22 protein-coding genes and 1 pseudogene are annotated in these 21902 nt (G+C 70.4%); 15 read left to right on the forward strand and 8 right to left on the reverse strand.

Annotated features, from left to right (window positions below):
- Position 1 precedes the first annotated feature (1 nt).
- The 5 genes from JUB13_RS19685 to JUB13_RS19705 all read left to right on the forward strand — a co-directional run bounded on the left by JUB13_RS19685 (position 2) and on the right by JUB13_RS19705 (position 3792).
- Entirely contained in the window at positions 2–1099 is a 1098-nt protein-coding gene (locus JUB13_RS19685; protein ID WP_207481957.1) for a 4-oxalomesaconate tautomerase, read from the forward strand.
- The gene (locus JUB13_RS19690) at positions 1096–1563 is read left to right on the forward strand and encodes a nuclear transport factor 2 family protein (protein ID WP_207481958.1); all 468 of its coding nucleotides are present in this window, start codon (positions 1096–1098) and stop codon (positions 1561–1563) included. The genes JUB13_RS19685 and JUB13_RS19690 overlap by 4 nt, the downstream gene beginning before the upstream one ends.
- Positions 1560–2471: an NAD(P)-dependent oxidoreductase gene (locus JUB13_RS19695; RefSeq protein ID WP_211115597.1), complete on the forward strand. Its 912-nt coding sequence runs from the start codon at positions 1560–1562 to the stop codon at positions 2469–2471. The genes JUB13_RS19690 and JUB13_RS19695 overlap by 4 nt, the downstream gene beginning before the upstream one ends.
- A gap of 77 nt (positions 2472–2548) precedes the next feature.
- Positions 2549–3433 carry a gallate dioxygenase gene (locus JUB13_RS19700; protein WP_207481959.1) on the forward strand — a complete coding sequence of 295 codons (885 nt, stop codon included), beginning with the start codon at positions 2549–2551 and terminating at the stop codon, positions 3431–3433.
- Positions 3430–3792 (forward strand): hypothetical protein, encoded by a 363-nt coding sequence (locus tag JUB13_RS19705; RefSeq protein WP_207481960.1) that lies wholly within the window; start codon positions 3430–3432, stop codon positions 3790–3792. Before JUB13_RS19700 ends, JUB13_RS19705 begins: the two co-directional genes overlap by 4 nt.
- A 27-nt stretch (positions 3793–3819) precedes the next feature.
- Here JUB13_RS19705 and JUB13_RS19710 read toward each other — a convergent pair whose 3' ends face one another.
- Positions 3820–4788: a LysR substrate-binding domain-containing protein gene (locus JUB13_RS19710; protein ID WP_207481961.1), complete on the reverse strand. Its 969-nt coding sequence runs from the start codon at positions 4786–4788 to the stop codon at positions 3820–3822.
- A gap of 280 nt (positions 4789–5068) precedes the next feature.
- On the opposite strand from JUB13_RS19710, the gene JUB13_RS19715 reads away from it, so the two are divergent.
- The 5 genes from JUB13_RS19715 (at position 5069) to JUB13_RS19735 (ending at position 10204) form a co-directional block, all read left to right on the forward strand.
- Positions 5069–5377, forward strand: a complete 309-nt coding sequence (locus JUB13_RS19715) for a DUF485 domain-containing protein (protein ID WP_207481962.1) — start codon at positions 5069–5071, stop codon at positions 5375–5377.
- Positions 5374–7068, forward strand: coding sequence for a cation acetate symporter (locus tag JUB13_RS19720; RefSeq protein WP_207481963.1), 1695 nt, complete (start codon positions 5374–5376; stop codon positions 7066–7068). The genes JUB13_RS19715 and JUB13_RS19720 overlap by 4 nt, the downstream gene beginning before the upstream one ends.
- A gap of 68 nt (positions 7069–7136) precedes the next feature.
- Complete coding sequence (locus tag JUB13_RS19725; protein WP_207481966.1) at positions 7137–8951, forward strand: DUF294 nucleotidyltransferase-like domain-containing protein; 1815 nt, start codon at positions 7137–7139, stop codon at positions 8949–8951.
- Between the two features lies 1 nt (position 8952).
- A complete protein-coding gene (locus JUB13_RS19730; RefSeq protein WP_207481968.1) occupies positions 8953–9621 on the forward strand; it encodes a 3'-5' exonuclease in 669 nt (222 codons plus the stop codon).
- A gap of 112 nt (positions 9622–9733) precedes the next feature.
- Positions 9734–10204: a GNAT family N-acetyltransferase gene (locus JUB13_RS19735; protein ID WP_207481970.1), complete on the forward strand. Its 471-nt coding sequence runs from the start codon at positions 9734–9736 to the stop codon at positions 10202–10204.
- 58 nt (positions 10205–10262) lie between these two features.
- Here JUB13_RS19735 and JUB13_RS19740 read toward each other — a convergent pair whose 3' ends face one another.
- Both JUB13_RS19740 and JUB13_RS19745 read right to left on the reverse strand, forming a co-directional pair.
- The gene (locus JUB13_RS19740; RefSeq protein ID WP_207481972.1) at positions 10263–10667 is read right to left on the reverse strand and encodes a four-helix bundle copper-binding protein; all 405 of its coding nucleotides are present in this window, start codon (positions 10665–10667) and stop codon (positions 10263–10265) included.
- On the reverse strand, positions 10649–11641 hold the full coding sequence (locus tag JUB13_RS19745) for a LysR family transcriptional regulator (protein ID WP_207481974.1): 993 nt from the start codon (positions 11639–11641) through the stop codon (positions 10649–10651). The genes JUB13_RS19740 and JUB13_RS19745 overlap by 19 nt, the downstream gene beginning before the upstream one ends.
- Before the next feature lie 127 nt (positions 11642–11768).
- Here JUB13_RS19745 and JUB13_RS19750 point away from each other — a divergent pair, with 127 nt between their 5' ends.
- The 4 genes from JUB13_RS19750 (at position 11769) to JUB13_RS19765 (ending at position 16099) form a co-directional block, all read left to right on the forward strand.
- Positions 11769–12386: a (2Fe-2S)-binding protein gene (locus tag JUB13_RS19750; RefSeq protein ID WP_207481976.1), complete on the forward strand. Its 618-nt coding sequence runs from the start codon at positions 11769–11771 to the stop codon at positions 12384–12386.
- On the forward strand, positions 12386–13393 hold the full coding sequence (locus JUB13_RS19755) for an FAD binding domain-containing protein (protein WP_207481978.1): 1008 nt from the start codon (positions 12386–12388) through the stop codon (positions 13391–13393). Before JUB13_RS19750 ends, JUB13_RS19755 begins: the two co-directional genes overlap by 1 nt.
- A 36-nt stretch (positions 13394–13429) precedes the next feature.
- Complete coding sequence (locus JUB13_RS19760; protein ID WP_207481980.1) at positions 13430–15688, forward strand: xanthine dehydrogenase family protein molybdopterin-binding subunit; 2259 nt, start codon at positions 13430–13432, stop codon at positions 15686–15688.
- Between the two features lie 141 nt (positions 15689–15829).
- Positions 15830–16099 (forward strand): hypothetical protein, encoded by a 270-nt coding sequence (locus JUB13_RS19765; protein WP_207482027.1) that lies wholly within the window; start codon positions 15830–15832, stop codon positions 16097–16099.
- A gap of 19 nt (positions 16100–16118) precedes the next feature.
- On the opposite strand, the gene JUB13_RS19770 is transcribed toward JUB13_RS19765, so the two are convergent.
- From JUB13_RS19770 to JUB13_RS19785, 4 genes and pseudogenes are all read right to left on the reverse strand, one after another.
- Positions 16119–16967 carry a GNAT family N-acetyltransferase gene (locus JUB13_RS19770; protein ID WP_207481982.1) on the reverse strand — a complete coding sequence of 283 codons (849 nt, stop codon included), beginning with the start codon at positions 16965–16967 and terminating at the stop codon, positions 16119–16121.
- Positions 16964–17731 (reverse strand): aspartate/glutamate racemase family protein, encoded by a 768-nt coding sequence (locus JUB13_RS19775; protein ID WP_207481984.1) that lies wholly within the window; start codon positions 17729–17731, stop codon positions 16964–16966. Before JUB13_RS19775 ends, JUB13_RS19770 begins: the two co-directional genes overlap by 4 nt.
- Before the next feature lie 7 nt (positions 17732–17738).
- Positions 17739–18347, reverse strand: coding sequence for an ABC transporter permease (locus JUB13_RS19780; RefSeq protein ID WP_456237116.1), 609 nt, complete (start codon positions 18345–18347; stop codon positions 17739–17741).
- A 145-nt stretch (positions 18348–18492) separates the two neighbouring features.
- A pseudogene (locus JUB13_RS19785) lies at positions 18493–19158 on the reverse strand (ABC transporter ATP-binding protein); the annotation flags it as partial.
- Between the two features lie 68 nt (positions 19159–19226).
- On the opposite strand from JUB13_RS19785, the gene JUB13_RS19790 reads away from it, so the two are divergent.
- Positions 19227–19970, forward strand: a complete 744-nt coding sequence (locus JUB13_RS19790; RefSeq protein ID WP_207481986.1) for a GntR family transcriptional regulator — start codon at positions 19227–19229, stop codon at positions 19968–19970.
- A 56-nt stretch (positions 19971–20026) separates the two neighbouring features.
- On the opposite strand, the gene JUB13_RS19795 is transcribed toward JUB13_RS19790, so the two are convergent.
- On the reverse strand, positions 20027–21856 hold the full coding sequence (locus JUB13_RS19795) for a PTS fructose-like transporter subunit IIB (protein WP_207481988.1): 1830 nt from the start codon (positions 21854–21856) through the stop codon (positions 20027–20029).
- Between the last annotated feature and the right edge of the window lie 46 nt (positions 21857–21902).

Consider the following 21902-nt stretch of genomic DNA (forward strand, 5'->3'; position numbering starts at 1 on the left):
CATGCAGACCGCCATCCCCTGCACGCTGATGCGCGGCGGCACCTCGAAGGGCGCCTATTTCCTCGCGGCCGACCTGCCGTCCGACCCGGACCTGCGCGAACGCGTCCTGCTGGCGGTGATGGGATCACCCGATGCCCGCCAGATCGACGGGCTGGGTGGGGCGACGACCCTGACCAGCAAGGTCGCCATCGTCTCGCCCGCCACGCGCGCGGATGCCGACGTCGACTATCTCTTCGTCCAGGTCGCCGTCGATGCGCCGCGCACCGATCTCGGCCAGAACTGCGGCAACATCCTGGCCGGCGTCGGCCCCTTCGCCATCGAGAAGGGGCTGGTGCCCGCGCGGGACGGCGAGACACCGGTGCGGATCCACATGGTCAACAGCGGCGACGTCGCAATCGCCCGGGTGCCGACGCCGGGCGGGCAGGTGGCCTACCAGGGCGATGCCCGCATCGACGGCGTGCCCGGGACCGCAGCGCCCATCATGATCGACTTCCTGGACGTGGCGGGCTCGACCTGCGGGGCGCTGCTGCCCTCGGGCCATGTCTGCGACACCGTCGAGGGCGTCCGCGTGACCTGCATCGACAACGGCATGCCGGTGGTCGTGATGCTGGCCGAGGATTTCGGGATCACCGGCACCGAGAGCCCGGCGGACCTGGAGGCGAACGCCGCCCTCAAGGCGCGGGTCGAGGCGGTGCGCCTGGCCGCTGGCCCCCTTATGAATCTCGGCGACGTCGCGCGCAGGACGGTGCCCAAGATGTCGCTGGTCTCGCCGCCGCGCTCGGGCGGCACCATCGCGACGCGAACCTTCATCCCGCACCGTGTGCACGAGGCCATTGGCGTGCTTGGCGCCGTCAGCGTCGCAACCGCCTGCCTGATGCCGGGATCCGTCGCCCGCCCCCTGTCGCGGCTGCCTTCCGATGCCCCGGTCCAGCGGATCGAGGTCGAGCATCCGACAGGCTCCTTCCTGGTCGAGGTGCAGGTGGAGCAGCGCTCCGACCAGCCGCAGGTCGTCCGCGCGGGGTTGATGCGGACCGCGCGCAAGATCTTCGAGGGCAACGTCTTCGTGCCCGCGGACCTGTGGAAAGGAGCGCAGCCATGACGGTCGAGCTGCCAGGCCCGGAGCGGCTGGCCATCGAGTGGCAGTGCGAGAGGCTGGTCCGCCGCTTCGCGCTGCTGAGCGATGCCGGGGATGCCGATGGGCTCGCGGCCCTCTTCACCGAGGACGGCGTCTTCGCGCGTCCGACCAGGCCCGACCAGCCCGTCCGCGGGCGCGAGGCCATCCGGGCGGCCTTCGCGGCCCGGCCCAGGGACCGCCTGACGCGTCATTTCTGCGCCAACACGGTGATCGATGTCCTGGGACCGGACAGGGCGCGCGGCCACAGCTACGTGGCGCTCTATACCGGCAGCGCCGGCACCGGGGCGCAAGGCGCGGCCGCGCCGGCCGCAGATCCCGTGCAGCTCGTCGGCGAGTACCGCGACACCTTCGCCCTGGTGGACGGCCAGTGGCACATCGCCGAGCGCATCGGATCCGTCACCTTCAGCTTCAAGGGGGCCTCGTCATGACCATCCCCGCATCCATCGCCATGATCGGCTTCGGCGAGGTCGGCCAGATCTTCGCCGAGGACCTCAAGGCGGCGGGCGTATCGTCGATCCGTGCCTTCGACATCGCCTTCGCCGATGCCTCCAGCGGTCCCGCCCGGGCTGCGAGGCGGCTCGGCGTGACGGCTGCCGCCTCGACCGCCGAGGCGGTCTCCGGCGCGGAGCTCGTGATCTCGGCCGTCACCGCGGCTGCGACCGGCGAGGCCGCGGCGGCAGTCGCGGGCGCCGGCATCGGCGCGGCCTTCTTCCTGGATCTGAACTCGGCCTCGCCCGCGACCAAGCAGGAGGCCTCCGCCCTGATCGCGCGCGTAGGAGGGCGCTATGTCGAGGCCGCCGTGATGGCGTCGGTGCCGCCCAAACGCCTGCGCACGCCGATGCTGCTGGGCGGCCCGCACGCCGCCGCCTTCATGGACGTGGCGGTCGCGCTCGGCCTGGATGCGGCGCCCTATTCGGACGAGGTCGGCGTCGCGTCCTCGGTCAAGATGTGCCGCAGCATCATGATCAAGGGCATGGAGGCGCTTGCCATGGAATGCCTGGCCACCGCCCGTCACTACGGCGTCGAGGGACCGGTCCTGGCGTCCCTGAGGGACACCTTCCCGAACCACGACTGGGAGGAGACCGCGCGCTACATGATCGGGCGCTCGCTGCAGCATGGCCGTCGCCGGGCTGAGGAAATGCGCGAGGTCGCCAGGACCGTCGAGGATGCCGGCATTGCCCCCGACATGACGGCGGGCGCCGTCCGGCGCCAGGAATGGGCCGCCGGGATCGGGCGCCGGCTGGACGGCGGCTGGAAGGACCTCGGCCTCGCCGCGCTGCTCGACCGCATCCGGGCGGCCGCCGACCATCGGGCGGACCGGGAAGGTCGCGACTGATGCCGCGGAGCCGGCCCGCGTGCGGCGATCGCGACCGAAATGCTGTTGAACATGGAAACTAGGGAGGAGGAGCGCACATGGCCCGCGTAGTTGGTGGCATCGGCACGTCGCACGTCCCCACGATCGGCGTCGCCTATGACCGCGGCAAGCAGGACGACCCCGCCTGGAAGCCGCTGTTCGACGGCTACAGGCCCGTGGCCAGGTGGCTGGCGGAGAAGAAGCCGGACGTCCTGGTCTTCTTCTACAACGACCACGCGACGAGCTTCTTCTTCGACTTCTATCCGACCTTCGCCATCGGGGTCAGCCCGAGCTTCGCGATCGCCGACGAGGGCGCGGGGCCGCGCAACCTGCCGCCCCTCAAGGGCCATTCCGAGCTGGCGATCCACATCACGGAATCCCTCGTCAACGACGAGTTCGACATGACGGTCTTCCAGGACCGGCCGCTCGACCACGGCTGCAACTCGCCGCTGTCGCTGATGTGGCCGCACGATCCCGACTGGCCGGGCGCGATCGTTCCGATCGCCATCAACGTCCTGCAGTTCCCGCTGCCCACGGCCCGCCGTTGCTTCAAGCTCGGCCAGGCGGTGCGCCGCGCCGTCGACAGCTTCCCCGACGACATCTCCGTCGCCTTCGTCGGCACGGGAGGGCTGTCGCACCAGGTCCATGGCGAGCGCACGGGCTTCAACGATACGGACTGGGACATGCGCTTCCTCGAGCTCATCGAGAAGGATCCCGCCCAGCTCTGCGAAATGCGCCACGCCGACTACATCCGCCGCGGCGGCGCCGAGGGGCTCGAGGAGATCATGTGGCTCGCAATGCGCGGAGCGCTCGCCCCGAAGATCACCAAGGTCCACCAGAACTATTACCTGCCCTTCACCACGGCGATGACGGTCGCGGTCTTCGAGGAGCAGGAGGCCGGCACGCCGCCCGCCGCGGGCAGGAACGCGGAGGCCGTGTCGTGAACGTCCAGCTCCAGGGCATCGAGGCCATCGACGGGACCTATCCCTTCGACCTCCGCGTCAGCGTCCGCACCATGCGGATCAACAAGTTCCTGTGGTCCATGACCACCAAGCCGGAGAACCGGCCGCAGTTCCTGGCCGATCCCGAGGGCTGCTTCGAGCGCGCGGGGCTGACCGAACAGGAGCGGGACCTGATCCGCAAGCGGGACTGGCAGGGAATGATCCATTACGGCGTCAATTTCTTCGTGATGGAGAAGATCGCGCGCCTGGACGGGATCCCCAATGCGGTGATCTACGCCGGGATGCGTGCCGAGAGCCTCGAGGACTTTCTGAAGACCCGCAACGTCCCCGAGGCGCGCTGACGCCGAAGCCGCCACCGGTGCGGCGGGCTAGAGGGCGACGCCCGCCGCGCGCAACTCATCGACCTGCGCGCGGATGGCGGCGACCAACGCCTCCACCCCTGGCGGCGAGGGGCGGTGGCGCAGCGTGATCAGCCCGGCCGGGCGGGCTGGGTTCGGCACCTCGATCGGCAGCGCGGCGATGGTTCCGCGCAGGATGTCCCCTGCAAGGGCGAGCTTGGGCAGCAGCGTCACGGTCTCGGTGCTGCGCACGATCTCGCGGATCGCGAGCACCGTCGTGGACCGGATCGCCGTCGCGGGAACCGCCAGCCCCAGCGCCAGCATCGCCAGCTCGACCTCCCGGCCGAGGCGCTGCGTCGTGGCCGGCAGGGCCAGGTCGTAGTCGAGCACGTCCTGCGCCCCGAGCGCCGCGCGGCCGTGAAGGGGGTGCCCGGCCTGCGCCAGGAAGGCTATGGGCTCCTCGTAGAGCGCATCCCGGTGGAAGTCGTCGGGGATCGTCGGCTCGTGAAAACGCCCGATCACCACGTCCAGCTCGCCGGTCGCGAGCGCCGGCAGAAGCTCGTCCGTGCGGCCGTGCCGCAGCCGGATCCCAAGCGCCGGGTGCGAGCGGCGCAGCCGCGCGAGGCTTCCGGGCAGCAGGCCCGCCGCGGCCGTTGGCAGGGCGCCGATCGAGACCTCGCCGGCACCGACCGACGCCACGCGGAACAGCTCGTCGCCCATCTCGTGGAGCTCGGACAGGATCCGATGGGCGCGGCTCAGCACCACCTCGCCGTACTGGTTCGGCACCACGCCCTTGGGCAGCCGGTCGAACAGCCGGACGCCCACGATCTCCTCGATTTCGTGGAGGCTCTTTGTCAGGGCCGGCTGCGTGATACCGAGGACGTGCGACGCTCTCAGCAGGCTGCGGTGCTCCGCGATCGTCAGAATCGTCTTGAGCTGACGGAACTTCAGCCGCTGGTCGAGCTGCGCGGCCCGATGCGCCTGTGGCTTCTTCGACATGGAACGACGTCCGACCGGGGAAGGCTGAGATCCCGCCCACGGGTGCGGGCGGCGCCGGATGCTCGCGCCGATTGTCGCCGGGCGGCGCCCTCATGCCAAGCGGCCATGCATCCGGTCGGCGGCCGCCCGATAACGGTCCTTTACCGAAGGGAGAATGGAGAATTCCGTCTCGGCCGTGAGACTATCGGTATGCCGAACAGTCAGGTCCGCGGCCGCGCGGCTTCGCGCGTCAGCGGCTGCGCCACGCGGGCCGCGTCCGGCGGTGCCGAAGGAGTGTGGCATGATCGGCCACGACCAAGACCGGGTGCTGAGCAACCCCCGCTTCCGCGAGCTCGTGCAACAGAGATCAGCGTTCTCCTGGACCCTCGCGGCCGCGATGCTGGTGGCCTATTTCGGCTTCATCCTGCTCGTGGCTTTCGCCAAGGGGTTCCTCGCCTCGAAGATCGGCAGCGGGGTGACCTCGCTCGGCATCGTGCTGGGTCTCGGGGTGATCGTCTTCTCCTTCCTGCTGACCGGCATCTATGTCTGGCGCGCCAACGGCCATTTCGACCCGCTTACGCGCAACCTCACGAAGGAGCTGCGGCCATGATCCGCATCCGCGCCGCAGCGGCCGTCGCCGTGCTCGGAATTGCCTGCTTCGGGGCGGCCGTGCTGGCGGCAGGCCCGGATGTCGGCGCCGTACAGAGGCAGGCCCTCAACTGGCCGGCCATCGCGATGTTCTTCCTGTTCGTCCTGGGGACGCTGGGGATCACCTACCGCGCGGCACGGCAGACGCGGTCGGCCGCGGATTTCTATGCGGCGGGCGGCGGCATCACCGGGTTCCAGAACGGGCTCGCGATCGCGGGCGACTACATGTCGGCGGCGTCCTTCCTCGGTATCTCGGCCCTGGTCTTCACGTCCGGCTTCGACGGCCTGATCTACTCGATCGGCTTCCTCGTCGGCTGGCCCATCGTGCTCTTCCTGATCGCGGAACGCCTGCGCAACCTCGGCAGCTTCACCTTCGCCGACGTAGCGTCGTTCCGCCTCGACCAGACCTCGATCCGGATCCTGTCCGCGGTCGGGACCCTGGCGGTGGTGGCCTTCTACCTGATCGCCCAGATGGTCGGGGCGGGGAAGCTGATCCAGCTGCTCTTCGGGCTCGATTATCTCTATGCCGTCGTGATCGTCGGCGTGCTGATGATCGTCTACGTGGCCTTCGGCGGCATGAAGGCGACAACCTGGGTGCAGATCATCAAGGCCTGCCTGCTTCTAGCCGGGGCGACCTTCATGTCCCTGATCGTGCTCGCGCGGTTCGGCTTCAGCCCCGAAGCCATGTTCGCGCAGGCGGTGGCGACCCATCCCAGGGGCGATGCGATCATGGCTCCCGGGGCGCTGGTGAGCGATCCGATCTCCGCGATCTCGCTCGGCATGGCCCTGATGTTCGGGACAGCCGGCCTGCCGCACATCCTGATGCGCTTTTTCACGGTCGCCGACGCCCAGGCCGCGCGGAAGTCGGTGTTCTATGCAACCGGCTTCATCGCCTATTTCTACGTGCTGACCTTCATCATCGGGTTCGGAGCCATCACCTACCTGATGAACGAGCCCGCCTACTACGTCACGACCCCCGAAGGGACCTACGACCGGATCTCGGGCCTGATCGGGGGCACCAACATGGCGGCCGTGCACCTCGCGACGGCGACGGGCGGCTCGCTCTTCCTCGGCTTCATCTCGGCGGTCGCCTTCGCGACGATCCTGGCCGTGGTCGCCGGGCTGACGCTCTCCGGCGCCTCGGCGGTCAGCCACGACCTCTACGCCTCCGTGATCGCACGGGGGCGCGCCTCGGACCAGCGGGAGGTCAGCATCTCGAAGCTGGCCGCTATCGTGATCGGCATCGTCGCGATCGTCCTCGGCTACGTCTTCGAGAACCAGAACGTCGCCTTCATGGTCGGGCTCGCCTTCGCGGTCGCGGCGAGCTGCAACTTCCCGGTTCTCGTCATGTCGATCCTTTGGCGCGGCACCACGACCCGGGGCGCGCTGCTTGGCGGTCTCCTCGGCCTCTTCAGCGCCGTCATCCTGGTGGTGCTGAGCAAGGCCGTCTGGGTGTCGACCTTCGGCTTCCAGCGTGAGCTCTTCCCCTATGACAACCCGGCGGTGTTCTCGATGCCGCTCGCCTTCCTCGGGATCTGGGTGTTCTCGAAGCTGGATTCGAGCAGGCGGGCCGAGGCTGAGCGTGCGGCCTTCGCCGGACAATACATCCGCTCGGAGACCGGGATCGGGGCGGCCAGCGCCCATGTGCATTGAAGATGCGCACTGAGCGCAGCGAACTGCGGGGCGTTCCGCATACGCCCCAGGGCGCCTGAGAACCCGCCATGCGCGGCTTCGACCTGTCCAACCCTCCCTTCGACCGCCTGCGCCAGGAGGAGGTCGAGGAGATGGAGGCGGCGCTCGACATCGCCTACTTCCCGCCGGGCGAGGTGATCGTGGCGCACGGCAGCGCCTCGGACCTGCTGCACGTGATCATCAAGGGCGCGGTCGAGGTGCGCGACGGGGCGACGCTGGAAGCTGTGCTCGGCCCTCTGGATACCTTCGACTCCCGGGCAGTGGTGCACGGCGCCGCGGGCGAGGACTTCGTGGCCGCCGAGGAGGTGCTCTGCCACGTGGTCCCGCGCGCGCTCGTCCTGGGCCTGATCCGGCGCAATGCCGCGTTCGCGGCCTTCTTCTACGCGGAGATCTCGCACAAGCTCGCGGCCTTCGCGGACCAGCGCGGCGGGGACGGGGTCGAAGGCGTCCTTCGCGCAAGGGTGCGCGACGCGCGGCACGGTCCGGCGGTCACCATCGATGGATTGGCGACGATCGAGGAGGCCGGGCACCGCATGCGCGATGCGAACACCAACGCGCTCCTCGTCCGCGACGACGGCCGCACCGGCGTGGTGACGGGGATGAACCTCTCGAAGGCCGTCGTACTGCGGCGGCTGCCCCTGGACACCCCCGTGCGCGACGTCTGCCATTTCGACGTCGTGTCCGTGGACGAGGAGGACTTCGTCTACGAGGCCCTGCTCCTGATGGCGCGGCACGGAAAGCGGCGCCTCGCCATCCGTTCCGGCGCGGGCTATTCGGGCTTTCTCGAGGACATCGATCTCCTGGGGCTCTTCGCAGGAAACTCCCAGCTCATCCCCGGGCGCATCGACCGGGCGCGCGACCTGGCCGAGCTCGGCGCCGCGGCGCGGGACATCCAGGACCAGGTCGAACGCCTTCATCGGCAGGGGCTGAAGGTCGAGGTGATCGCCGAGATCACATCGGACCTGAACCGGCGCCTGTTCGGGCGTCTCTTCGAGATGGTGGCGCCGCCCAGCATCGGATCCATGGGCGCCTTGCTGCTGATGGGATCGGAGGGCCGCGGGGAGCAGACGCTCCGGACCGACCAGGACAATGCCCTGCTCCTTGCGGAAGAGGTTCCCGAAGGCGACCTGCGGGACTTCCGGGATGCCTTTTCGGGCGCGCTCGATTCCTTCGGCTTCCCGCCATGCCCGGGAAACATCATGGTCCGCAACCCGACCTGGTCGCAGCCCGTCGGCAGCTTCATCGGCCAGCTACGGTCATGGATCGCCAGCCGGGATCCCGACGCAGCCATGAAGATTGCGATCTTCTTCGACGCCGTCACGGCGGCCGGCCGCACCGATCTCCTGCCCAGGGCGCGCAGCGTCCTGTTCGAGGCCATGCGCGGCGAGCGGGTCGTGCTGGCGCGCTTTGCGCATCTGATAGAGACCTTCACGACGCCCAGCCTGGGGGTCCTCAGCACCGTCATGGCGACGGTCGGGGTCGGGCCCGACGAGATTGACCTCAAGCGCGCCGGCATTTTCCCCATCGTGCACGGCGTGCGCACGCTCGCTCTCGAGAAGGCGATCGCCGAGCCGTCGACACGGGCGCGCATCGACGCGCTGGTGCGCGCGGGCTCCTTCGAGCCGGACTTCGGGCGGGAGCTTGTGGGGGCGCTCCGCGTCTTCATGGAGTTCAGGCTCCGCGCGCAGATCGAGGACCTTCGCCGCGGCAGGGCTGAGCCGGGCTCGGCGATTCGCCTGGACGGGCTTACGGCGGCCGACAGGGACATGCTGCGGGATGCCCTGCGCATCGTCCGGCGCTTCCGCGAGACGATCCGCGTGCGCTTCAATCTGGCGGCGTTCTGAGATGCTGCGCCGGCTGAGGAACCTCTTTTACCGGGCGACACTGGGGGACCAGAGCTACCGCTTCCTGTTCCGTCCCGGACCCGCGGACGAGGCCGTCGTCATCGATTGCGAGACGACGGGGCTGAACCCGCGCCGGGACGAGGTGATCGCGCTGGCCGCCATCCGGATCCGCGGCAACCGGATCCTGACCAGCCAGGCTTATCGCGCGATCGTCCGCCCGGAGGAGGCCCCCAGCTCGGACTCGATCAGGATCCATCGGCTTCGCGCGCAGGAGGTCGCGGAAGGCCGGCCGATGCACAGGGTGATGCCGGAGCTGCTGCATTTCATCGGAGGCCGCCCCATTGTCGGCTACTACGTGGATTTCGATGTCGCGATGCTGGACAGGTCCGTCCTGCGCTTCATCGCGATCAGACTGCCGAACCGGCGGATCGACATCTCGGAGCTTTACTACACGGTCAAGTACCTCGGCGCTCCGCCCGGAACGGTGCTCGACCTCCGCTTCATGTCGATCCTCCAGGACCTGCGGATCCCCATGCTCGGGCAGCACGACGCGTTCAACGACGCGCTGATGACGGGCATGGCCTATCTCCAGCTCCGGGACATGCAGCGGCGGGGCGTCCGCCTCGAGCGTTCCGCGCCCGTCCGGCAGGACGCACCGTTTGGCGCCTGACTGAACCCGGGTCCCGCCGCACTGCCCCCTAGGCATATACCAGGAATAAACCTTTGTGCGTCATGTTGATGATCGGTCCAACAATGTAGATTGAGAGACGGATGCGCCTGACATGACCCCGATGCCGGTCGACACCCGCCGCGATGCGGCCGCCGTGGCGGCGCACCTGCTCCGCCTCTCGCCTGCGGCGCGGCTGTCGCGCTGGCACGGCATGCTGTCGGACCTGGCGGTCAACGCCTATGCGCAATCTCTGGCCCGCCGGAAGAGCCGGGTGCGCCTTCTGGCCTTCAGGGACGAGGCGGGGGAGATCCGTGGCCTTGCTGAACTCGTCCTGCGTCCCGAGCACGACGAGGCGGAGCTGGCCCTGACCGTGGAAGACGCGTGGCAGGGCGCCGGACGCGGCCGGCAACTCGGCCGGGCCGCCATCGCCGCGGCTGAGCAGCTCGGCGTGCGGTGCATCACCATGCAGATCATGCCCGACAACGCTCCGATGCTCCGCATCGCGCGCGGATGCGGCGCCGCCATTTCGACCGCGGAGGGCGGCGACGTGGCGCTCGCCCGGAAGACCTGCCGGGCAGGCTAGTGCCGCCGCGCCGGCGCTGCGCGACGCCCCAGCGCGCGTCGGAACTTCCGGATAGCGATCAGTGGGCCATGCTCTGCAGGGCCCCGCGGCAGGCCTCCTCGCAGCTCCGGCATTCCTCGGCGCAGATCCGGCAGTGCTCGTGCATGGAAGCATGGCGGTCGCATTCCTCGGCGCACATGCGGCAGGCCGTGGCGCAGGCCTCCAGCATGGCGCGGATCACCGCTTCGTTCGAGCCGCTGCGCCGCGTTGCGACCGATCCGGTGGCGGTGCAGACATCCGCGCAGTCCATGTTCAGGCGGATGCACTGCACGAGCTCGGCCACATGCTCCTCGCCCAGGCAGGCATCGGCGCAGGTCGTGCAGGTCTGTGCGCAGTCGTAGCATTCCTCGATGCACCGGATAAGGGCGTCGTTTGTGCTGCCCCGCACATGCGGGTGCGTGCTGATCATGTCGCGGGCGTGCATGGCGGCTCTCCTGCAGAGTGATGTGGCTCCTGCGCATGAGAACCGCGGGGCAGGGGAAGGGTCTCGTCGGGAACGGCCTCCGGTTCCCGCCCGGGTGGCGCCGGCCGCCTGCGCAGCGCCAGGACGATATGCTCGAGCAGCCGGCGGGTCGCCGGGGACGGGGCGCCGCTGCCGGGATACAGGGCGGTGACCGGCGCGGAGCTGGGCACACCGTCCAGGGTCAGGCTGACAAGGCGCCCCTCCGCGATCAGCGGATCGGCGAGGAAGTCCGGAATGATCGTTACCCCTGCGCCTTCGGCAGCAGCAACGGATAGCGCCGTCATTCCGCAGATGGACAGGCGCCAGCGGATCGGAAGGATCCGCACCCTGTCGCCCTGCTCGAAAGCCCAGGTCTCGGATGCCGAGGACAATGCGACGCAATCATGCGTCTGGAGCGCGTCGATGGTGGTCGGCGTGCCCGCCCGGGCCAGATAGGCGGGGCTTGCGACGACGCGCATCGCCACCGTGCAGAGCCGGCGCGAGCGCAGCCAGGAGTTCTCGAGCGGCCCCACGCGGACGGCAAGATCGACGCCTTGCTCGACGAGCGGCAGGCGCGCATCGCTGAGGTCCAATGCGACACGGACGTCGGGATGTCGCGCCTGGAACGCCAGGATGTGCGGCAGCAGGACCGTCTGTCCGAACGCCGCCGGAGCGGTCAGCCGCACGAGCCCGCCCGTCGGGGCGGCCGACTGGGCGTCGGCGATCGCCGCGAGTGCCGCGCGCAGGGCGCAGGACGCCTGGCTGTAGAGCTCCCGCCCGGCGTGGGTCAGGCTGACCGCGCGGGTGGACCGGTGGACGAGCGGCGTTCCGATCTCCTTTTCGAGCGCGGACAGGCGGCGGCTCACCGTCGCCTTCGGCGCCCCCAGGGCTCGGGCTGCAGCGGCAACGGACCGGGATTCGGCCACGCGGCAGAAGATCGCGAGGTCATCGAGCATTGGTTCCCTCCGAAGCCGTTCCAGTTTCGAAGAATCGCCGTCCCGTTTCTGAGCCGACTCAAGGCCTTAGACAAGCTGCCGCAGGTGGTACGTTTTCGAAGCCCGAAATCGAATCATGAGGAACCGCATGAGCGGCACGCTCAATCGTCGTGAAGTGCTGAGCGGAAGTGTCCTCGGAGTGGCTGCCGCGGGGCTGGGCGGAGCCGCCCTGGGCGCCGCCGGACCCGATGCCGTCGCGGCCACGCCGGCGGCCGCGGCGCAGGGCTCCCCGGCGCGCGCCGAGATCGTCCTGCGCGTCAACGGCCGCGACCGCCTCCTGGCCATCGACCCGCGCACGACCCTGCTCGATGCGCTGCGCGAGCATATGGCCCTGACGGGGTCCAAGAAGGGCTGCGACCACGGTCAGTGCGGGGCCTGCACGGTCCATGTGGACGGACGGCGGGTGCTGTCCTGCCTCACCCTCGCGGTCGCGGTCCAGGGAAAGGCGGTCACGACGATCGAGGGACTTTCGGCCGGTGATCGCCTGCACCCGATGCAGCAGGCCTTCATCGCCCATGACGCCTTCCAGTGCGGCTACTGTACCCCCGGCCAGATCATGTCCGCGGTCGCCTGCGTGCACGAGGGGCATGCGGGCAGCCCCGCCGAGATCCGCGAATACATGAGCGGGAACCTGTGCCGCTGCGCTGCCTATCCGAACATCGTGGCGGCGATCGAGGATGCCCGCAACCAGATGGAGCGGAGCTGATGCGCCCCTTCACCTACGAGCGTGCGGACGGCTTGGCCGAGCTGGCCCGCCGCGCCCTCCAGACGGGCCAGGGACAGGTCGACGCGGAGGTCCAGTTCCTCGCCGGCGGCACGAGCCTCATCGACCTGATGAAGCTCGACGTGCTGCGCCCGCGGAGCCTCGTCGACATCACGCCGCTCGCGGCCGAGCACGGGACGGTCGAGCTGCGTCCCGACGGGCTGCGGATCGGCGCGCTCGCCAGCATGGCCAGCGTGGCCGTGCACCCGGGCGTCGTCGAGCAGTACCCGGCCATCGCCGAAAGCCTGCGGCTGGCGGCCAGCGCGCAGCTGCGCAACATGGCGACGATCGGCGGCAACCTGCTGCAGCGCACGCGGTGCCCCTACTTCCGCGACCCGAGCTGGACGGCCTGCAACAAGCGCCTGCCGGGATCGGGCTGTGCCGCGCTGGATGGCATCAACCGCAATCACGCGGTCCTCGGCGTCGATACGAGCTGCATAGCCCAGTATCCCGGCGATCTCGGCGTCGTCCTCGCGGCGCTCGATGCCCAGGTCGAGCTCGCCGGTCCCCGCGGTGCGCGGCGGGTCCCGTTCTCGACGCTGCACCGGCCGCCGGGCGGGCAGCCCCATGTCGAGACGACGCTGCTGCCGGGCGAGCTGATCACGGAGGTCGCCGTGCCGGCCGGCGCCTGGACGCGGCGCTCCCTCTACCTGAAGATCCGCGACCGGGCCTCGTACGAGTTCGCCATCGCATCCGCGGCCGTGGCCCTGGATCTGGACGGCGAGACCGTGCGCAGCGTCCGCCTGGGGATCGGGGGCATGGCCTACCGGCCTTGGCGCGCCGCGGAGGCCGAGGCCGCCCTGACCGGCAAGCCTCTGACCGAAGCCAACGCCGAGGCGGCGGCGGAGATCGCCCTGCGCGACGCCGTCACCAACGGCCACAACGCATACAAGCCCGAGCTCGGCCGGCGCACGCTCGTGCGTGCCCTGCTGCAGGCGAGGGCGATGTAGGCCCTGCATCCAGGAGCGCATAGGGGAGCGCATGGCATGAATTACGATCCGCAATCGCTGCTGGGACAGGCCACACCGCGCGTCGATGGTGTCGCCAAGGTCACCGGGGCCGCCCGCTACGCCGCGGACGAGGTGGTCGCCAACCCCGCCTACGCCTATCTCGTCACCAGCGCCATCGCGCGCGGGCGCATCGCCGGCTTCCGCTTGGAGCAAGCCATGGCCGTTCCGGGCGTGCTCGACATCCTGACCCATGAGAATGTCGGGGACGCGCTGAAGCAGTCGCCGCCGGGGCCCGACGGGAAGCCGAGCACGACGACGCTCGAAAGCGAGCGGATCTGGCATGACGGGCAGATCATCGCCGTCGTGGTCGCCGACACCTTCGAGGCTGCGCGCGAGGCCGCCCACAAGGTCGAGGTCGACTATGCGGAGGAGCGGCCAGCCGGCACCTTCGGGGACGAGGGGACGCAGACCGAACCTGCCGAGGCACCCTTCGGCCCCAATCCCGAGGTCGGGGATGCGGCCGGCGCCTTCGCTGCGGCGCCCGTGAAGGTCGAGGCGCGCTATGCGACCCCCACCCAGCACCACAATCCGCTGGAGCTCTTCAGCACGACCTGCGCATGGGAAGGCTCGAAGCTGACGGTCTACGAGCCGACGCAGTTCATGCACGGCACGAAGGCGCGGATGGCGAGCCAGCTCGGCCTCGATATCCAGGACGTCCGGGCCGTCTCGCGCTATGTCGGCGGCGCCTTCGGATCCAAGGGGGTCAACGGGCGCGCAGCCTGGGTGGCGATCGCAGCCCGTCGGGTCGGACGGCCGGTCAAGCTCGTGGCGACCCGCGCGGACGGCTTCACGACGAACAGCTACCGTGCCGAGACCCTCCAGCACGTGAGGCTCTCGGCCGAGCGCGACGGGCGGCTGACATCGTTCTTCCATGAGGGGTGGGAGCTCAGCTCCCGGCCCTCGCCCTACTGCGTCGCCGGCACCGAGCAGACGGCGCGGATGTACGCCTGTCCCAATATCCTGACCAGGGTGAACGTCGTCCACGCCGACCGCAACACGCCGGGCTACATGCGTGCCCCGGCGGAGACGCCCTACATGTTCGCCCTGGAAAGCGCCATGGACGAGCTTTCCTACGCGCTCGGGATGGACCCCATCGAGCTGCGCCGCGTCAACGACACGCAGATCGATCCCGTCAGCGGTCGGCCATTCTCGTCGCGCTCGCTGATGCCCTGCTTCGACGCCGCCGCCGTCCGGTTCGGCTGGCAGCGGCGCGACCCGCAGCCGGGCTCGATGCGCGACGGCGAGTGGCTGGTCGGGTACGGCTGCGCCACGGCCTGCTATCCCGTCTTCACCGGTCCGGCAGGCGCGCGCCTGACGCTGATGCCGGACGGCAGGGCGCAGGTCGCGATGGCGGGGCACGAGCTCGGCACCGGTGCCTATACGGCGGTGGCGATCACCGCCGCGCGCCTGCTGGGCATCGACGTCGACGACGTGACGGTCTCGATGGGCGACAGCGACCTGCCGCCCGTCATCGTCGCAGGCGGATCCAGCAATGCCGCATCGACGGCGCTGGCGACCGCGAAGGTCTGCGAGGAGGCACGGCGGCGCCTTGCCGCGGCGGCCGTCACGGCGGCGGACGGTCCGCTCCGAGGCCTCGACCCCGACGCGCTGGTGCTCGTGGAAGGCAGGCTGCGCCATGACGGCGGCGCGGAAGAGCCGATCAGGGACGCGCTTGTCCGGGTCGGCGGCCGGCTGGAGGTCTATGCCGAGCACGTGCCCGACGGGCTGCCGCGGGGCGCGGTCGCGGCGCTGGGCGACGGGCAGCTGCTCTTCCAGCACAACGGCAACCGCAGCGACGTGACGGCCTTCGCCTTCGGCGCCCAGCTCGTCGAGGTGCGGGTTCATCGGCGCACGCGCGAGATCCGCGTTCCGCGCGTGGTCTCGGCCTTCGCGGCCGGCACCATCATCAACCCCATGGCCGCGCGCAGCCAGTTCATGGGCGGCGCGATCTGGGGCTTGGCATCGGCGCTGCACGAGGCCACCGAACTCGACCACGGGGCCGCGCGCTACGTGAACAAGAACCTCGCGGACTACATGATCCCGGTGAACGCCGACGTGCCCTCGGTCGACATCATCATCCTGCCCGAGAAGGACGAGCGGGTGAACGCGCTCGGCATCAAGGGCATCGGCGAGGTCGGCATCGTCGGCATGAACGCGGCCGTGGCCAACGCCGTGTTCCATGCCACGGGGAAGCGCCTGCGCGAGCTGCCGATCCGGGCCGAGCGCCTGCTCTGACCACAGAGGGAACCGCGGCGGCGGCCGGCCATTGGTAGGGGCGCCGGATGCCGGGGCCGCGAGCCCCGATGCCGGTCGAGGCCCATCGCCGGCCGCGACGGTCCGTCCGTCGCGGCCCGGCCCGATCCCGAGGAACCCTTCATGAGCATCCGGTGCCGATGCCTTCTCGCCCGCGAGGGGCGGCAGCCCGTCTGGAGCGACAAGGATCTCCGCCTTCCGCCCCGCGCGGGGGATTCCGTCCAGTTCGACGACGGTGGCGAGGTGGCGAGCTTCCGGATCGACGAGGTCATGCACACGCCGGCCCTGGACGGCGTCGACTTCGCCCTGATCCTGACCGAGCTGCCGGGGACGCGCGGAAAGCCGTTCCGGGAGATCTTCGAGGAGGCGGCCCGGACCGGCCCGACACGGTAGGCCATGGCGCCGCTGTCGCTCAGCCGAGCTCGAAGCTGGTGACGCCGTAGATCCGCGCCGCCGGCAGGTCGGGCGCCGGCCCGGCATACATGCGCGCGGTCTCGAACCAGGCGGTCAGCCCGGCCTCGCTCGCCAGCCGCATGGCCTCGGCATTGGACTCCGGCACGTCGATGAAGACCGGCTGGCCGGCGGCGGCCGCGGTCAGCCCCTCGAAGAGGAGCCGTGCCGTCCCGGCATCGTCAGCGAAGAGCGGGCCGATCCGCATGCCCTCGCGGGCGGGGCGCACGACGCCGTATCCGGCGACGGCACCGTCGCGCAGCCGGGCCAGCGCCACCGAGCCGGGCAGGGCGATCCATCCAGCCAGGAACGCAGGGCGTCCGGCCTGGAACAGGGCGTGGTCATAGGCCAGCAGCCGATCCATGGGCAGGGTCCTGGCGTCGACCAGCCCCGCCGGCAGGCTGCCTCCGGCCGGGGCGGGACCGCCGAAACGGATGTTGCGCCAGGCCAGGGCGAAGCCGGAGCGGCGATAGTTCTCCTGCTGCGCGACGACGCCGTCGAGCCCGATCGTCCGGCCCGCCAGCCGCTCCAGGCCTGCCTGCCAAAGGCGCAGGCCCAGGCCGCGTCCGCGTGCCTCCGGCGCGACGATGTAGAAGCCCAGGAAGGAGAAGGCGGGCTCGTAGCGGACGACCGAGATCGTCGCGACCGGGCTGCCGTCGAGAACGCCGACCAGGAAACCCTCGGGATCGGCGGCGTGGAAGGGGCCTGCATCGTGCAGGCCGGGGTTCCAGCCCTCGGCCGCCGCCCAGTCCACGGCAAGCTCCAGCTCGGCCCGGCTCATGGTCCGGATCTGGTAGCCTGCGCCGGTCATGATGCCAGCCCCGGCGCCGATCCCGGCGCGAAGCGGGCGAGTTCGCCCGCATAGGCCTTGGCAAGCGGCGGCGCGTAGGCTCCCCGCTTGCTGGTGCGCAATCCCAGGGACACCAGCCCTTCGACGAGCTTCACGGCGGCCGCCACCCCGTCGACCACGGGCAGGCCGAACTCGTGCCCGAGGCGGCTCGCGAGGTCGGTCATGCCCGCGCAGCCCAGGACGACCGCATCGGCGCCGTCGTCGGCGATGGCGGCGGCGATCTCTGCGCGCAGGCGGTCGGTCGCGCCCGATGCCGGATCCTCGAGCGCCAGCACGGGAATATCCGTCGCGCGCACCCGGCAGCGGTCGGCGAAGCCGTAGCGGCGGGTCAGCATCTCGATCGCGGGGACCGAGCGCGACAGCGTCGTCACCACCGAGATCCGCGTGCCCAACACCGCCGCGCTGCGGAGCGCCGCCTCGCATATTCCCACCACGGGGCCGGAGGCGACGGTCCGGACGGCATCGACGCCGGTGTCGTCGAAGCAGGCGAGCACCGTGCCGTCGATGCCAGCGCCGTCGGTCCCGGCGCGCTCGTGGCGGACGGCCTCCTCGATCACCCCGGGCAGGCACAGCGCCTCGTCGTAGAAGCCCTCGATGGAGGCGGGCCCCATGGCGGGGTTCACGGCGACGATCTCCGTCCCCGCCGCAGCCGCGGCACGCGCGGCGGCGCCGATCCTCGCCGTCATCGAGGCGGTGGTGTTGGGGTTCAGGACCAGGATGCGCATAGGTCGATCAGCCCCGCCCGGCCAGGCTGCGGGCGCGCCGGCGCTGCACGATCGCAAGGACGGCGAGGCATGCGCCGATCACGACGAAGGAAAAGCCGGTCGTCAGCGTGCCCAGCGCGTAGAGCACCGGTGTCGTGACGTTGGTCGTCATGCCGTAGATCTCCAGCGGCAGGGTGTTCGACGAGCCGGCCGTCATCAGCGAGCGCGCGAACTCGTCATAGGATAGGGTGAAGCCGAACAGCGCGACACCGATGATGCTCGGCAGGATGATGGGCAGGACGACGTGGCGCACGGTCTGCCAGGGCCCGGCGCCGAGGTCGCGCGCGGCCTCCTCGTAGGCGGGATTGAACCGATTGAAGATCGCGAAGACGATCAGCAGGCCGAAGGGAAGCCTCCAGGTCAGGTGCGCCCCCAGAGCCGAGGACCACCAGGCCGGCTCCGGCTCCAGGATGCGGAACAGGACGCCGATGCCCAGGCTGACCAGGACCGAGGGCACGATCAGGCTCGCGACCGCAAGATAGAAGAGCAGGCCGGATCCGCGGAAGCGGCGCCCGAAGGCGAAGCCGGCGCGCAGCGAGATCAGCACCGTCAGCACCATCACGACCAGCGCCAGCATCAGCGAGCGCTTGAACGACCCGCCGAAATCCCCGACCGCCTGCGCTTGGAACAGGTTCGCGAACCAGTAGATCCGCCTGCAGGCGTTTCAGCTCCTCGCGCACGCGAATCCGCAGGAACGGATCGAGGGCCGACAGCGGCTCGTCCAGCAGCAGCACGCCGGGTTCGGTGATCAGCGCGCGGGCGAGCGCCACGCGCTGCTGCTGGCCGCCCGAAAGCTGGGCCGGCCGGCGGTCGGCATAGGGCTCCATCTGAACGCGCGCGAGCATGGCGCGTGCGCGCTCGCGGCGCTCGGCCTTTCCGACGCCGCGCATCTTGAGGCTGAAGGCGACGTTGTCGACGCAGTCGAGATGGGGGAAGAGCGCGTAGCTCTGGAACATCATCGACGTGCCGCGGCGGGCCGGAGGGATGTCGTTCACCTGGGCGTCGCCGATCAGGAGGTCGCCGTCGGTGATCGCCTCATGCCCTGCGATCATGCGCAGCGTCGTGGTCTTGCCGCAGCCGCTGGGCCCCAGGAGGCAGCAGTAGGAGCCGGCAGGGATGCGCAGGTCGATTTGGTCGACCGCCAGCGTGTCACCGTAGATCTTGGTCAGCTGGATCAGCTCGACGGCAGCTCCGGCCCCCATGATGACCCCCCGTCCGTCCATGGCGATTGTGCACAATGCATGGGGGATGCCAGTCATGGACGGGATGGCCCGAGGTGCTGTCCGTGCCGGATCTCGGCCATCGCGCGTCATGGCTTGTTGATAGCTTAGTCGTCGGGCTGCCCGTTTCATGGGCCCAAGATCGGGCGCTGCCCATATTTTGGGCATTGCGGCCCGTGATGGTCCCTGTCGGACCGGATGTGTACAATGCACGTCATGCTCGACCAGAGGGACCCATGACCCCGTCCACCGGAACGGGCCGGCGCGGCCGCAAGACCGCGGGCCCGGCACCCGAGGAGGCCATGTTCCGCAGCATCGTGGACGCGATCGCCGATCGCCGCCTGCCTCCGGGAACGAGGCTGGTCGAGGAGCAGCTTGCCGAGGCCTTCGGGGTCAGCCGCGCGCGGGTGCGCAGGGTGCTGCTGCGCCTGGCCGAGGGACGCATCGTCTCGATCCAGCGCAACCGGGGAGCCGTCGTGGCGCGCCCGAGCGTGCGCGAGGCCCGCGAAGTGTTCCAGGCCCGCAGGCTGATCGAGCGGGAGGTCGTGCGCCTGCTGGCTGCCGGAGGGGGGCGCATGCAGCCCGAGGCGGCCGACCGCCTGCGCAGGCACCTCGCCCAGGAGGCCCAGGCGGTCGGCTCCGGCGACAGGGCGGCGGCTATCCGCCTGTCCGGGCGCTTCCACCTGCTGCTGGCCGAGCTGTCGGGGCAGGGCGTGCTGACCGGCCTGCTGGAGACGCTGATCCGGCGCTCGTCGCTGGCGATCGCCGCGCACGAAGCGCCCCATGCGCCCGACTGCGACGCCGAAGAGCACAAGCGGATCGCCCAGGCGCTGGACGCCGGCGATGCCGAGGCCGCGGAGCGGCTCATGATCGATCATCTCGAGGAGGTCGAGCGCCGGCTGGATCTCGTCGCCGGCGGGGGAGAGCCCATCGACCTGCGGCGGATCTTCGGACGCAGCCTCGCGCCCGATCCGGCCTGACCACTTGCGGCGCGGAGCGCGGGCCGGAGCGACGCTCCGGCTCGCCATCCGGTCTTTCAGCTATGCGCGCCGCTCGGCGCGGCGGACGACGGCCGCGCGGCATCCGCCGCCGTCGGCACCGCGGCGGCGATGGGGCGCTTGAGCACCATCAGCGCGGCCGTCGTCACCACCGTACCGACGGCGATCGCCAGCACGTAGGCGCCCAACGGGGAGACGGCGTTGGGGATGGCCAGGACGAAGACGCCGCCATGCGGCGCCCGCAGGCCGCAGCCGAACCACATGGACAGCGCGCCTGTGAGGGCCGAACCGATCATCAGGGCCGGGATGACCCTCAGGGGATCCTTGGCGGCGAAGGGGATCGCGCCTTCGGTGATGAAGGCGAGGCCCAGCACGGCGGCGGCCTTCCCGGCCTCCCGCTCCTGCGCGGTGAAGCGGCTGCGTGCCACCACGGTCGCCAGAGCCAGTCCGAGCGGCGGCGTCATGCCCGCCGCCATCACCGCCGCCATGGGCGTGAAGGTGCTCGACCCCAGCAGACCGACGGCGAAGGTGTAGGCCGCCTTGTTGACGGGCCCGCCCATGTCCAGCGCCATCATCGCTCCCAGCAGCAGGCCCAGCGCCACGGCGTTGGTCCCGGTCATGCCCTGCAGGAAGGCCGTCAGCGCCGCCATGATCGCCGCCACCGGCGTGCCGATCACGTAGACCATCAGCAGGCCCACCGCGAGCGTTGCCAGGAGCGGAATGATCAGGACCGGCTTCAGCCCCTCCAGATTGGCGGGCAAGCGGATCGTGTCGCGCAGCCAGCGGGCGACATAGCCCGCCAGGAAGCCCGCGACGATGCCGCCCAGGAACCCTGCGCCGATCTTCGAGGCGAGCATGCCGCCGATGAAGCCGGGCGCGAGGCCCGGCCGGTCGGCGATGGAATAGGCGATGTAGCCCGCCAGCACCGGCACCATCAGCGCGAAGGCGCCCTCTCCGCCGATCTGCATCAGCGCCGCCGGCAGGGTGCCGGGCTCCTTGAACGCCTCGATGCCGAAGACGAAGGACAGCGCGATGATGAGGCCGCCCGCCACCACGAAGGGCAGCATGAAGGACACGCCGGTCAGCAGGTGCTTGTAGACGCCGGACTGCTCCTCCTTCTGGCGCGCCTTGGCCCTGGCGATCTGGTCCGTGTAGCCGGCGGACCCGGCCTCGGCCGCCGGCAGGGCGAGGGCCTCGTCGATCACGCGGGCGGGCTGCTTCAGCGCCTCGCCGACCGATGTCTGGAGTAGGCGCTTGCCGGCGAAGCGCTCGGTCGCGACATGGGTGTCTGCGCCGACGATCACCGCCTCGGCCTCGGCGATGTCCTCGTCCGTCAGGGCGTTCTTTGCGCCGACCGATCCCTGGGTCTCGACCTTGATGCGGTAGCCCTTCGCTTCGGCGGCCTGGCGCAGCGCTTCGGCCGCCATGAAGGTATGGGCGATGCCGGTCGGGCAGGCGGTGATCGCCACCAGGAGCCCGCCAGCCTTCGGGGCCACCCCCGCAGCGGCAGCGGGAGCAGCGGCGGGGGGCGTGGCCGCCGCCGGCGCGGCTGGCGCGCGGGCCGGCGCCTGGGCGAGCGCCTCGTTCAGCACCCGCTCCGTCTCCCGGATCGCCGTCGCCGTCGAGGTGCGCAGCACGCGCTTGCCGGCGAAGCGGCCCTCGTCGACCGCGATGTCCGCGGCGAGGATCACGGCGTCCGCCGCGGCGATGGCATCGGCGCTCAGCGGCGTCTGCACGCCGCTGGAGCCCTGCGTCTCGACCTCTATGGAATGTCCCTTGACGGCGGCTGTCCGGCGCAGGGCCTCGGCCGCCATGACCGTGTGGGCGATGCCTGTGGGGCAGGCGGTCACGGCCACGTATCTTGCCATTTCGAACCTCCTTGTTCCGCATCGCCTCAATGCGGCAACGGCAAAC

It is taken from the genome of Arenibaculum pallidiluteum (assembly GCF_017355985.1).
Lineage (GTDB): Bacteria > Pseudomonadota > Alphaproteobacteria > Azospirillales > Azospirillaceae > Arenibaculum > Arenibaculum pallidiluteum.